This window comes from Ferviditalea candida (genome assembly GCF_035282765.1).
Taxonomy (GTDB): domain Bacteria; phylum Bacillota; class Bacilli; order Paenibacillales; family KCTC-25726; genus Ferviditalea; species Ferviditalea candida.
The window spans coordinates 23,690-36,637 of record NZ_JAYJLD010000035.1; the positions used below are offsets into that span (position 1 = coordinate 23,690).

Annotated in this window: 14 protein-coding genes; 7 read left to right on the forward strand and 7 right to left on the reverse strand. The window is 45.5% G+C overall.

Features of this window, described 5'->3' with window-relative positions; all coding sequences use genetic code 11:
• The first annotated feature begins 400 nt into the window (after positions 1-400).
• Genes VF724_RS17605 through VF724_RS17615 form a run of 3 tightly spaced genes read left to right on the forward strand, consistent with a single transcriptional unit; the run spans position 401 to position 4,175 of the window.
• On the forward strand, positions 401-1,492 hold the full coding sequence (locus VF724_RS17605; RefSeq protein WP_371755550.1) for a GerAB/ArcD/ProY family transporter: 1,092 nt from the start codon (positions 401-403) through the stop codon (positions 1,490-1,492).
• Positions 1,492-3,030 (forward strand): spore germination protein, encoded by a 1,539-nt coding sequence (locus VF724_RS17610; RefSeq protein ID WP_371755551.1) that lies wholly within the window; start codon positions 1,492-1,494, stop codon positions 3,028-3,030. The genes VF724_RS17605 and VF724_RS17610 overlap by 1 nt, the downstream gene beginning before the upstream one ends.
• On the forward strand, positions 3,027-4,175 hold the full coding sequence (locus VF724_RS17615) for a Ger(x)C family spore germination protein (protein ID WP_371755552.1): 1,149 nt from the start codon (positions 3,027-3,029) through the stop codon (positions 4,173-4,175). Before VF724_RS17610 ends, VF724_RS17615 begins: the two co-directional genes overlap by 4 nt.
• A 94-nt stretch (positions 4,176-4,269) precedes the next feature.
• Here the strand turns inward: VF724_RS17615 and dpsA are convergent, their stop codons facing one another.
• The 4 genes from dpsA to VF724_RS17635 form a co-directional block, all read right to left on the reverse strand.
• Entirely contained in the window at positions 4,270-5,175 is a 906-nt protein-coding gene (dpsA, locus tag VF724_RS17620) for a dipicolinate synthase subunit DpsA (protein WP_371755553.1), read from the reverse strand.
• Between the two features lie 51 nt (positions 5,176-5,226).
• Complete coding sequence (locus tag VF724_RS17625) at positions 5,227-5,547, reverse strand: YunC family protein (protein WP_371755563.1); 321 nt, start codon at positions 5,545-5,547, stop codon at positions 5,227-5,229.
• Positions 5,548-5,935: 388 nt separating this feature from the next.
• Positions 5,936-6,142, reverse strand: coding sequence for a hypothetical protein (locus VF724_RS17630; protein WP_371755554.1), 207 nt, complete (start codon positions 6,140-6,142; stop codon positions 5,936-5,938).
• A gap of 224 nt (positions 6,143-6,366) precedes the next feature.
• A complete protein-coding gene (locus tag VF724_RS17635; protein WP_371755555.1) occupies positions 6,367-6,798 on the reverse strand; it encodes an Hsp20/alpha crystallin family protein in 432 nt (143 codons plus the stop codon).
• Positions 6,799-7,119: 321 nt separating this feature from the next.
• Here VF724_RS17635 and istA point away from each other — a divergent pair, with 321 nt between their 5' ends.
• From istA to VF724_RS17655, 4 genes are all read left to right on the forward strand, one after another.
• Positions 7,120-8,547 carry an IS21 family transposase gene (istA, locus tag VF724_RS17640; protein WP_371755564.1) on the forward strand — a complete coding sequence of 476 codons (1,428 nt, stop codon included), beginning with the start codon at positions 7,120-7,122 and terminating at the stop codon, positions 8,545-8,547.
• Positions 8,547-9,317 carry an IS21-like element helper ATPase IstB gene (gene istB / locus VF724_RS17645; protein WP_371755556.1) on the forward strand — a complete coding sequence of 257 codons (771 nt, stop codon included), beginning with the start codon at positions 8,547-8,549 and terminating at the stop codon, positions 9,315-9,317. The genes istA and istB overlap by 1 nt, the downstream gene beginning before the upstream one ends.
• Complete coding sequence (locus VF724_RS17650; RefSeq protein WP_371755557.1) at positions 9,314-9,481, forward strand: hypothetical protein; 168 nt, start codon at positions 9,314-9,316, stop codon at positions 9,479-9,481. Before istB ends, VF724_RS17650 begins: the two co-directional genes overlap by 4 nt.
• A gap of 442 nt (positions 9,482-9,923) precedes the next feature.
• Positions 9,924-10,352 (forward strand): cell wall hydrolase, encoded by a 429-nt coding sequence (locus tag VF724_RS17655; RefSeq protein WP_371755558.1) that lies wholly within the window; start codon positions 9,924-9,926, stop codon positions 10,350-10,352.
• A 577-nt stretch (positions 10,353-10,929) separates the two neighbouring features.
• Here the strand turns inward: VF724_RS17655 and VF724_RS17660 are convergent.
• From VF724_RS17660 to VF724_RS17670, 3 genes are all read right to left on the reverse strand, one after another.
• Positions 10,930-11,400, reverse strand: a complete 471-nt coding sequence (locus VF724_RS17660; RefSeq protein WP_371755559.1) for a hypothetical protein — start codon at positions 11,398-11,400, stop codon at positions 10,930-10,932.
• A 469-nt stretch (positions 11,401-11,869) separates the two neighbouring features.
• Positions 11,870-12,316, reverse strand: a complete 447-nt coding sequence (locus VF724_RS17665; RefSeq protein ID WP_371755560.1) for a putative iron-sulfur cluster-binding metallochaperone — start codon at positions 12,314-12,316, stop codon at positions 11,870-11,872.
• 59 nt (positions 12,317-12,375) lie between these two features.
• Positions 12,376-12,948 (reverse strand): substrate-binding domain-containing protein (locus VF724_RS17670; protein WP_371755561.1); only part of this gene is annotated, 573 nt, incomplete at its 5' end.

Sequence of the window (12,948 nt, forward strand, 5' to 3'; positions counted from 1 at the left end):
GTGATTTCTGAACTTCGCCTGTTTCCACAGGCTTTTTTTCATGACCGTATCGCTTTAAGTATAATTTTCATAAATGTGGGAATTATTTAAATGTTTAATGGATATTGTATTGTATCGTATTATTGATGCTTGCAAAATAGGAGACAAAGTCATGACTCAAAAAGAGAAGCAGTATCGATGGTTCCATTTGTCTTTAGGCACTGGCTTGTTAACCTCTGTTTTGCTTGACCATTTGTTTAAATTCCATTAATGTATCCGGCTGGAAACTCCATATTTTTCTGTTCCGCTTCGGGAAAGGTTGGCTTGGATCGATTCTTCTCATTTCTTCTTTTATTGCCAAATCGTTTGCTCACAGGAGCATAGGGAATAATGGTTTTAAAAAACTAAAGGAAAACGCGTGGTGGGGATCGATATCGAGAATTCATCCAAAATTTCTTTGCTTCAAGCCTATATAATCCTGCTTTTGGCGATTGGTATCTTGGACCATGTAATCATGATACCTTTGCTTCTGAGCGCATCCGGACGAGATGCCTGGATTTCCGTTATCGCCGTTCTATTGGTGTCGCCTGTATGGATTGGTTGTCTGTCTTACATCATTCGGGACATGCGTGGCGAAGCATTCAAGGACTGGCTTCGGCGCCATTTTGGCTCCTTCTTGGCCAGTTGCCTGATTGTCATTTACAGTTCCTTTCTCTGGATAATGGGGGCCCTTTCATTAAAAGATACAATCACCTGGGCGCTTGTCTCTTATATGCCCCAAACCCCTGTATTTGTTCTTGCGGCAGCTACATTGACAGGTTGTTTATTTGCGGCTTATGCGGGGATTTACTCAATTGCGATTGTCAGCGGAATCCTGCTGCCGTTTGTTGTCCTGCTCGGCGATCTTGTGATGACGGCCAATTTTCAATTCAAGAACTACAGATTATTGTTTCCCATGTTGGAGTATGGAACTTTACCCGTGCTCAAAGGTATTCCCTATGCGGCAGGAGGCTTTCTGGAGCTTATGATGATCACGCTGTTCCAACATCGTCTTTCAAAAAAACCGGGATTCAAAAGCCTCATGCTCGTTAGTATCCTGTTGGCCGGACTGACTTTGGGACCTTTGGTGGGGGCGATCGCTTTATTCGGACCGGATGAAGCCGCGAATCAACGATATCCCGCTTACGAACAATGGCGTATGGTCCGACTTGGAGAATATGTCGAACATGTCGATTTTTTTTCGATCTACCAGTGGCTTTCCGGAACGTTCGTTCGGGTGTCATTGTCATTATATCTCCTTGCTGAAATATGGAGAGTCAAACGAAGGCTTGTATTGATGATCTGTGCAGCCCTGCTCATGCTTGTGGCGACGACGGCTCCGATCAGCGATATGGCTTTTTTGCGTTTTCTCGAACATTTTTATTTCCCGATATTTTGCTATTTCATCGTAACCATGACCATAATTTTCGTCCTTAAAATATGGATGTCAAAACCACGGAGGAACGTATCCTGATGTTTTCCCTGTTCAAGAGGTTCCTGAACAAGTCAAGCGCTTATGACCTTCAATCGAAACCCCAATCAAATACAGATACAGAATCGTCTCTTCTTAATGAAAATTCGCTGATCGAAAATTTTCGAAGATGTTCCGATGTGAAACATCACAGGTTCAAGTTGAACGCAATGGATGAACAATCCGCGGTTCTGATGTTGTATTGCGAGGGATTAAGCGACAGCCAACAATTCATTCATGAAATCGCAGTCCCCCGTCTCAACGAATTTTATAAGGTTAACGGCTTTGCATCAGCCGAAGCTTTTGTGTCCTCCAGTCAATTGCAACTCGAGACACTGCCTGTTGAAACATGGAGACGGGAAGCTGTGAAGCATATTTTTGAAGGGAAGCTGCTCCTGTACATTCCAGCATTTCATACTATATTTTCGCTCGATATTTCCAAGAAGCCCGCACGAAAACCGGAGCAATCGAACATCGAAGTCAGCATTCGCGGCGCAAAGGACGGTTTCGTGGAAGAGCTGGCAACCAACGCGGGGCTCATCCGCAAACGGGTGAAGTCATCCAGCATGGCCTATGAAACCAGGACGGTCGGCGTCCGAACGCAAACCGCAATCGGCATTTTCTACTTGTACGACATCGTCGATCCCCAAATTGTCGCCGATATCCATCAAAAACTGGACAACATCCAAATTGATGGCATTTTCAGCGCAACTCAACTGGAAGAAATGATGTCCCCCACACGAGCATTGTTCCCCTTGATGGCATATACGGGAAGACCGGACTTTACCGTAAATTGCATCATGAACGGAAGGGTCGCCATTATCGTAGACGGAACTCCGGCTGCTTTAATTGTGCCCGCCAACCTGTTTTTGCTGGTCAAGACTCCGGAGGATATCCATTTTACCGCTTTGTCGGCAACATTCGGCCAAGCGCTTCGTTTGCTCGGGCTTGTGATATCACTGATCCTTCCGGCATTTTGGGTGGCGATATTGGGTTATCACCAAGAGCAGCTCCCTTATTTTTTGCTTGCCACAATCGGTGTCAATCGTTTGGGCATACCACTCGATATTGCGGGAGAAATATTTCTTGCGCTTCTTTTCCTTGAAATATTGCGGGAAGCCGGAACGCGATTGCCTTCGGCAGTCGGTTCCACCATTACCGTCGTCGGGGGGTTGATCATAGGAGACGCCGCGATTCGGGCGGGTTTTCTATCGCCGAGTATTGTCGTCATAGGCGCGATTACGCACGTGTTCGGTGCAACCTTATCCAGTCAGGCATTGGCCGGGACGATAAGTATTCTAAGATTTTTTATGTTCTTCCTTGCGGCCATCTTGGGTATTTATGGTTTTTTTCTTGGGTTATTTATCTTAATTACCCATTTATCCACATTGCGATCTTGCGGCATACCGTATCTCGCACCGATTTCGCCGCCTTTTAAAGATTTTGCGAATGCCCTTCTTCGTTTACCCTGGAATTGGAAAAAGAAGCGGCCGGAAATGCTGAATCCTCAAGATCCACGCAATCAAGGAGAACAACCATGAAGGCAACAAAATGGATTTCAATCTTGCTCCTTGTCCTGCCCCTCACGGGATGCTGGAGCAAATACGAAGCGCAAAACATCAATTATGCAACCGCTGTCGGCGTCGATTATGAGAAGGGAAAATATACGCTTTATGTGCAAATGCTTGATTTTTCAACCGTAGCGAAAATGGAAGGACAGCAAAAGTCCGAGGAAGTGCCGGTTTGGCTCGGCAAAGGCAGCGGCATTTCTTTCACCGATGCGGCAAACGACTTGTATAGCACCTCCCAACAGCGCGTTTCATGGGGGCAAGTTTCAGCCATGGTATTTAGTGAAAGGTTGCTGGAAAAACAGAAAATCCATGAAGTATTGGAACTCTTCAACCGTTACCGGGAGTTTCGTTATCTGCCTTGGTTATTCAGCACCCAAGATTCACTGGATGAGATTTTAACAGCAACGCCCTTTTTCAAATTATCCCCAAAAGCATCGATTCTGCATAATCCGGAGCAAAATTATCGCCAGCGATCCATTCTACCCCCGGTCAGATTGTATCAGTTCGTTCAATTTTCCAATGAAAAAGCGAAACTTGGCTATATTCCTGAATTGGGCATCAACAAAAAACAGTGGAAAGAAAATCAAAAACCGCACGAATTGCTTGAATACAGAGGGATTCAGTTGTATGACCACAATAAATACTATGGACGTATGACAATGCCTGATCTGAAAGGTTTGCCCTGGATGAATCAACAAACCGTACGGCTGCCCTTATCTTTATTTAAAGATGGCAAACTCGCGGCGGTTCTGGTTGCGGAAAAGCCCAAAGTAAAGATCACACCGACAGTCCGGAATGAAAAAGCCTATTTTGATGTCACTGTCAACATTCGTGCGGGCATTAATGAACTGCATCAGCATTTGAGCAACCAAGAAATAACAAAAATGGCGCAAAGAGAAATCGAAGCCCAAATCGAAAAAACGTTCAAAATCGCCTACGGCAAAAAAATCGACATCTATGATCTCGGAGAATCGTTGTATCGGAAAGACCCCGCGGCTTGGAGTCACATTGCGGGACACAACCAGTTTATACTCAATGAAAATTCCTTGCTTCATCTCAATGTTAAGGTAAAAGTTATTTATCCGGGAAGATATAAATCCGGGGTTATCAATTAAAAAAACGAAACAAATGGCTTTATTATCTACCGTACTGCCTGCCCGGCAAATTGCGATGACCGCCAAGTCAACGGGGAACACTGATTATTTGAAATCAAGCATATTCCATAACTTGATCCGGCCTTAATTCATCTTGAATCAATTCGCATAGCGCATTCGCCAAAATATGGCCAGCGGTTTTGGGCGCGACAAGTCCCGGCAGGCTTGGCGCCAACAATGCTTTGATCCCCCTTTTTTCAGCAAAACGAAAATCGGTCCCGCCAGGCTTTGAAGCCAGATCAATGATGATGGCCCGATGTGAAATACGCGTTATCACGTGAGCGGCAAGAATGATGTCTGGTACTGTATTGAAAATCATGTCTGTATCCAATACTTCATCGTTTAAATCTTTTGTAAAGAACGGCTGGAAATTCATTGCCGACGCTCGGGCAAATTGATCCGGTTTCTGTACCCCCACTTTGACCTGAGCTCCCAATCTTTGAAGCATGCCGGCCAAAGTAAGACCGGTTCTGCCGAAACCCAATACCATGCAACGAGAGCCATGTATCGTGATATCGGTATTTTGTATCGCCATCATGATTGCGCCTTCCGCCGTGGGAATAGAATTGTAAATAGCGACATCATCTCGATTAAAAAGTTCTACGAGATCGATCCCGTGGTTTCGACATAAATTCTTCAAATATGGCTTTGCTGCCCCTGTATAAATTTTTGCGTGTTTGGGCAACCAATCCATACATACATTATCCAGTACAAGCGTGTCGGTCGAATAGGAAGACTCGACACGTCCATCTTCATCTGTACCAACAACCGGCAATATCAGCACATCTGCTTTCCGAAGAACTTCTTTGGCAAGTTTCGCCATGGAAACACCATTGAAACGATCATGAATTTGTTCAAACCCGATTAGAACGACGTTCGCGTCCCATTCAACGAACCTCAGGATCATTTCGAGATGCCGTGTATCTCCCCCAAGGAATGCTACTTGTAATCCTTTGAGCAAAAATTTCTCCTTCTTTCTCCAATTATTTTTCTATTGTTTCCTCCTGACTGGTCAATTTGCTCCATCGATTGAAATCATCTTTAAAAGTGCATCAACCCCCTTCATGCCAGGGCGAATCCCGAGGGACTCCGCCTCAAAAGTGACCGATTCCAAGGGCGCCTCGAGCAATTGTTCAAGTGTACGAACTCCAATTGCACGTCCTGCAATAATATGGCGATCTTTCAATTTCTGATTTAAGAATTGAACATCCAAAGCGCCGCACATGATATATCCTTTGTTGGCGGTTATCGCAAGAAGTGTCGTTTCCGGCAATCTGACTTCAATACCTATTACTTTCCGACCTTCAATTTCAATCGGTTTCAACAACACCATCACTTAGCAACTCCTTTTTTTCACACTATATGTTGGGTATAATTTTTGTGCCCATGGACATATGCCTATTTTCCATCCTTTTATACCGCAATCGGCCATTTTTTGATGGAAAATGCCTCGTTGAATGAAGAAAACCACCGGATTACTACCGGTGGTCAGAATTACGCGTATGCAAAATACAACGCTGTTCCAATTGGTCGCATACATCTTCATACACACTTTGGGCGGGTGCTTCGGACACCATATGTCTTGCCAGAAAATCATACCAGAATTGATCGAATGACATCGATATACCGTTTCCATATAGTGAACGGAGGGTTACATATCGGTCCCAAAGTCTTTTGCGGTATATCTCCAATTCATTACTTCGCTCCACGTGGGCTCGCCTTTAAGCCGCACTGCCATCTGTGGGGTTTTCTGTCGTTTTTGCTCTTTCTTCGAAAAGTTTTTGAAAATATTTCGTTCTTTCCACGTGATAGGCCCTTAATTGATCGTGATATTGAGTCATTTTCATATGCCAATCACACATTTGCTTGACATAAGCAGATTGATCATGAGTATACATTGGCATGGCATGTTGAATAAAACTGTACATTTGATCCCTCCCAGTAATTGTAGGTATTTAACTTACAGCAACAGTCTATGACGATAAACCCGAAGAGGATAGCGGCGCTTACCCAGTTTTATTATTTTTTTATGGGTGATTGTCCAAGATTTATCTGGACATTTTATTAAACAATGAGCAAATCAGGTACATACCTCGACAATTCCACAGCCTGCCCCAAAACATCTGGAACAGGCTGCTGATCAACGTGTGACTTAATGAAACTGAATGTCAATTCGTTTTTTCGCGTGTGGTTCCGCTTTGGGCATATGAATTTCGAGAATCCCGTTTTTATAGCTGGCGGTAACGCCTTCGTTTTTAACATGAGCGGGCAGCGTCACCAGTCGTTGAAAACGACCGCTAAATCGTTCTTTTCGGTGCATTTGTTCATTTTCCACATTGGTGGTGCCCTGGAATACGCCTCCAATTTCCAATCGATCCTCGTTCACATCGATATGAATGTCTTCCTTCTTCTCCAGGCCAGGTATTTCACATGTTGCTACGACTTCTTTTTCCGTTTCATATACATCCATGCGCGGTAGATTGTTCTCCGCTCGAAGGAAAGATGGAAACTCATTAAAAAAGCGATCGAAATCTCTTTTCCAATGCTCCAAATGGCGAAACGGTTCGTAAGGAATCATGACCATGATTCAACCTCCTCATTTTTCATTATGCATCTTTCCTTATTTTGTGATTACATCTGTTTTTTATGCAAAAAAATTTACCAGCAACAATTATGCTTAAGCTTAATTTAGGCTGGTGTTTAATTTACCACGGAATAGGCGTTTGCCGTGCTTTACTATGATTGGAGACCATAGATTGTTGCTGTAATGGCAAATAACTGTTTTTGCTAATCTAAAAGTGTACCACTTACATAGCGCGCGCTAATGTAAAAGTTGACCACCCCGATCAAATTCCCTGTTATGCTGAATCTAGATCAGCAGCCAGGGGGAAAGGGCATGTACAGTATGGTAGACAAAGAGTATGTGCGAAAGAAACATTACGTCGACGGGTGGTCCATACGGCGGCTGAGCACACAACTGAAAATCGCAAGACAAACGGTACGAAAGCTGTTGGCGGACGCAGAGATTCCGACCTACACACGACAGCAAGAACGCGCTTGCCCGGTCATGGATCCATACCGGGCAGTGATCGAGGCGTGGCTGGAAGAGGATCAAATAGCGCCAGCGAAACAGCGACATACGGCTGCCAGAATCTACGAGCGCCTTACGGAAGAGCACGAGTTCACCGGCGGTGAATCGACGGTGCGCCACTACATGCGCAAGCTCCGAGCAACACAAGCGGAGTGCTATCTCAAGCTGGAAGCGAATCCGGGCGAACAGATGCAGATTGACTTTGGTCATGCGGAAGTCGATCTGAACGGTGAGCGAACGAAGGTGTGCCTGTTTTGCATGCGCTTCAAGTTCAGCCTCGTCCCGTTTGTGATCGCCTTTCCCACAGAGCGTCTGGAAGCCTTCCTGGAAGGCCACGTGCGAGGGTTTGCCTACTTTGGCGGCGTCCCCCAAGAGGGATTGTACGACAACGCTTCGACACAGGTTGTAAAGGTGCTCGCCGGGCCTGAACGGGAGGAGCATGCCTGGTTCTCCAGCTTGCGCGCCCACTATCTGTTTGACAGCCATTTCTGTCAGCCGGCTCGCGGCAACGAGAAGGGCACCGTCGAGTCTCTCGTGAAATATGTTCGCAGTCGGGCACTCGTGCCGGTTCCCACGTTTGCTTCATGGGACGAGCTTAATGAACATTTGCTCCGTTGGTGCGATCGGGAACGCACCAAACACGCCGAAGCTTGGGAAACCGAGCAGGCGGCTCTGCGGAAGCTTCCGTCAACGACGTTCTCTTCCGCGCGCCCTGTGCCGGTCAAGGTGAACAGCTACGCATTGGCGACGGTCGATCGAAATCAATACTCCGTCCCCTGTCAGTACACGGGACAGATGATCATGGCCAAGGCCTATGTCGATCGGATCGACTTGATCGTCGGCAGCGCGGTGGTGGCAACGCATGCGCGATGCTATCGGCGTGGCGAGGTGCGGATGGAGATCGGTCACTATCTGACAGCGCTGGAGCGCAAGCCCCATGCGGTCACGAACGCCGCGGTCGTCAGACAACTGCCGCCCATATTCGGCCAATTGCGAACCTACATGACGCAGGCCCACAGCCGCGGGTACAAGGATTTTCTGCTCGTGCTGCTGCTCCTCCGTGAGCATTCCCTCTCGGAACTGACGACGGCGCTGGAATCGATGGATCTCGCGGAAATCACGGCATCGACCGTTCAGCAACGATTGGAACCAACAATCGCTCCCGTGCACGATGCGCATCAGATCGTCACGACATCCGCTCATGCGGCGCAGTACGATCAACTTTTGCAGGAGGTGGGATAATGACATCGGCTGTCATCCAGGCGCGTATCGACATCGCGTGCGGTCAGCTCCGTATGCCGAGTCTCCTTCGGCATTACCCGGAACTCTTACGGGATACGCTCGAGCAGAATGCCGACCATCTTCAATTTCTGGCCACCTGCCTGGAACACGAAGTGAGCAAGAAGCAAGAACAGAAGCAGCTGCATCTTCTGCGTCAAGCCAAGTTCCCAAAGCCCAAGACGCTGCAGGAGTTTGAATTCGCCCACATTCCGAAGCTGCCCAAACTGAAGGTGGAGCAGCTCGTGCAGGGAACGTTCATCCCAAGGCGTGAGAACGTCATATGCATCGGTCGGCCTGGCACGGGCAAGAGCCACATTGCAACCGCCATCGGAATGGGCGTCATGCTCGAAGGTTACCGCGTTCGCTTCACGCCCGTGATGCAGCTGGTTCAAGAACTCCAACTGGCGCAGTCCGAGTACCGTCTGCCTCGGTATCTGAAGAGCTGGAACAAGTACGATCTTGTGATCCTCGACGAGCTCGGCTATGTACCGCTTGGCGAAGGCGGCAAGCTACTCTTTCAATTCATCTCTCATCGCTATGAGCAGGGCAGCCTTATCATCACCTCCAACCTGGAATTCTCTCGATGGGTGGATGTATTTGGCGATCCTGCACTGACCACAGCTTTACTGGATCGTCTAACCCATCACTCGCACATCCTCCTCTTTGACGGCGATTCCTATCGATTCCGTCAAACGTTGGAAGGGCGCGGCGGAAAGGAGAGTCTTTCATGAATAAGAGCGAAACGAGAACAGAGCAATTGCGGACGGGAATCGCAGAGATGGAAGCGGCCATTGATCGTCTGCGCGATGAAATTCAGCGCCTGCAGACCGAACGCGATGCACTGGAACAGGGAAATCTGGAACTGTATCGCAAGCTGACCTCTGTTGATTTTTAATGTGCAAGACTGGCGCAACCGCCTCACGCCACCGGCACCCTCGGGTGCCTATCTTTACCGCCAAGGTGGTCAACTTTTAGGTTAGCGAGGTGGTCAACTTTTTGATTGACAAATACAAATAACCACTCATAAAACAATATAAAGAGGGGGGAGTTGGTCAATGACCCCATTTATCAGAAATGCTTATGTATTCCGAAGTCAAATGGAACTTATTGTGAAACCATTTTAAATTACAAGTAAAACCTTGGGAGGAAGGTGAGCATTTAGCCGTTTTTGACATAATTATTTAATGTCACCCTTTCTTTAAACCGCCTTTATGGGCGGTTTTTTTTAATTTCATTTTTCGGGAAAAATTCATGTGAAAAAATCACATTCAGAAACAGTAAACCTTTTGATCCATTCATAATAATATATGGGTATAGCACTTTAAGAAGGTGACATTATGGCTGTTGTGAAAGTTAGGGAAAACGATGTTGCACTATTGGCCAGATTGCTCCGGGCCGAAGCGGAAGGAGAAGGAGAATACGGCATGCTGCTTGTCGGTAATGTGGGTATAAACCGGATCAGAGCGAATTGCTCCGATTTTAAAGGATTGCGTACCATTTCACATATGGTATTTCAACCGCATGCTTTTGAAGCTGTTTTACATGGATACTTTTACCAAAAAACAAGAGAACGAGAGAAACGCCTCGCTCGCAGGTGCATTAATGGAGAAAGGCATTGGCCTGCAAAATTTAGTTTGTGGTATTTTCGACCAAGGGGCGACTGTCCTTCAACTTGGTACAATCAGCCTCACGTAGGACGATATAAACTTCACTGTTTTTATGAACCGACAGCGGAAACTTGCGAACATGTTTATAATACCTATTAGTCTGTTGTTAAATCTATCTCTGTTAATGAAAGCATCCTTTATAAGCTCTTGCAATGTACGGGGGGAACTACAACAATGGGGAAAATATACGTGCTGCTTGTTCGGTTATACGCTATGAAGAGGGACGCTTCAGTAAATCTTCCATGCGCAAAAAGAATGGAGTCTATAAGATACCGATCGAATTGCCCCATTAGCTCCCGCGCTATGTTGGAACTGTACAAAACATCATAATTCCAACGATAACTTCTTAGATCATAGTTCTAAGGACCCATTTCAACAATTTCCTCATCAGTGACCATCACTTTTTGTGCAACATTCCTTTGTTGTATAGATAAATATGGACTCCCTCTTCCAAACAACGTACTGATATTTGTCTATTGAAGGAAAATAGTTCCAAGTTTGCTTGTGCAATTTTCAATCAAGCTACGGCAGTTTTTGATTGCGATGCAATTGTAAATTTATTCTACTCCTATCGTTTTGACGCTTCGCAATATGCCTCTTGAAAACGAAAAAAATAAATGGAAAATCTGCGCATTTATCACCAACTTAACCTTCGACCTCTATAGGTTCTCAAATCCTATTCAAACTGATGCAGTAAATTTGATGTTAAAAAAACTCCAACAGGAGGTAATTGTTTGGAATATTGGTAAGGCGCAACTTTACCACTGATCGAATATTCATTCAGATTTATATCAGTTGTGGCAATCCAAGTTCCACGCTCACCCGCTTGTAAGGAAGGGGGGTTCATTACGAGATTTCCACTTAACACAAAATGGCGAATGCGAATGGGTGGATCATCGTATATGGTTAAATTGCCTAAGTATGTGGCATAAGTCGAATCAAATGTAATTTGCTTGTTGACTTCATTCCAATATCCTTGAATTGGAATCGGAATACCGCGAAAATTGATTGTACCAACCACTTCATATCCTATGATGGAATTTATGATGAGTTGACCCCATACGATCGGTTTGCCACCTATAGTAACATGGATCGCCCATTTTGATGGGAATGGCACACTCAAAACAGATGCCTTCGCAGTTTGCAAAACAGATCTCTCCTCATGTTAAAAAAATTTTCTGAAAAATTTTGAATTGAATAATTGATGTAGTATATGCAGCACATGCAGGAAGGTCCAATAAAAAAAGATAATGCAATTTATTTTTCGAAAAATTTTGTGATAGGTTCTGAGGCCCACACAATATCTTTAAGGAAGCGCACTCACCGCCATATCATTGCAAATGTTAGGGCCAACGGATACGTTGTACTGGATGCTACGAGTCCAAACATATATGGTCTATATTTGTTCTTCGTTCGTCTCCCACTGGATATAGCCAACCAGATCAGTCAAGAATAAAGTCCCTTTTGCAAAATAATTTTGCTGCGACGATTGAAAAGAGGTGAACAGTATGAGTCTAGACCCGAAAGAGGTAATCACCCTCTGGCAAGGGACAATCGTATTATATGATTTAATTATAGGAAGACAACACGAATCAAATTCCCCACCTCCATGATCTTCAAGATTCATTATTCAAAGTCTTTACAAACTGAATCACATTTGCCAGACAACAACTGCCTTGAGGATTATGGACTTCACAGCCGCATCGTCCGGCTTTAATGTGCATTTGTATCCGTTCAATCGCGTCTCGTGTTTGACCTGCTTTCAATCGGCTGCGTGTCCAACCGAAACAATAACAAACCGGTGTATGTTCTGATTCATTCTTTTGATATACCGGCACCTTGATGTCATCTTGACGAAAAACGTTTCGTTCATTAAAATAAACCACCGTACATTCGGATGTGCCGCAAAAGAAATAGGACAGACTGGTTTCCAACTGTTCCAGAGCATGCGGAACAAGCAGACTCTTTAATGTCAAGAGACCTACCGATTTGCCTCGCGACTTGCACTCCGGGCAATGTTCCGCAGAACGATTGGTATTGCTCACTTCGCAACATTCAGACATATGCATCCCTCCAAAAATCAGTTTTGATGAATAAGCACCATCCGGCTTTCATTGATTGATCATATTTCCCCTATAATTTCTCCGGTTTTGGAAATATCATATCCGCCCAAACCTTTTACTTCATCCCGAAACTCGGCAGATCGGATGACCGGCAGCAATGTCTGAAAATTTGATTTCTCCAAATCGTCCTTGTAAAAGACGAGATCATACCGCTCTTTCTTTAGAGGCACAAACTCTACTCCCGGAACCTGCAACGCCGCCTTTTCTGTTCCCAATCCGACGTCCGCAATTCCCCTGGCCACAGCGCTTGCCACCGCGATATGGCTCATTTCCTCATTCCCGTACCCTTTCATTAATCTGGAATCCAAATTTAAGTTTCGCAATTGTTCATCCAGGAGCACCCTGGTACCGGATCCTTTTTCCCGGTTTACGAAAGTTATATTTTCATCCATCAGGTCTTTCCAATCTCTAATGTCTTTTGGATTGCCGGGAGAAACATAAAATCCTTGGGTACGGTAAACCAAGTTCACGATAACAGCACGTTGCCCGGGCAATAAGCGCCTTACGTAAGGAATATTATATTCTTCAGTTTCACCGTCCCAAAGGTGGGTGGCCGTTACATTCGCTGTTCC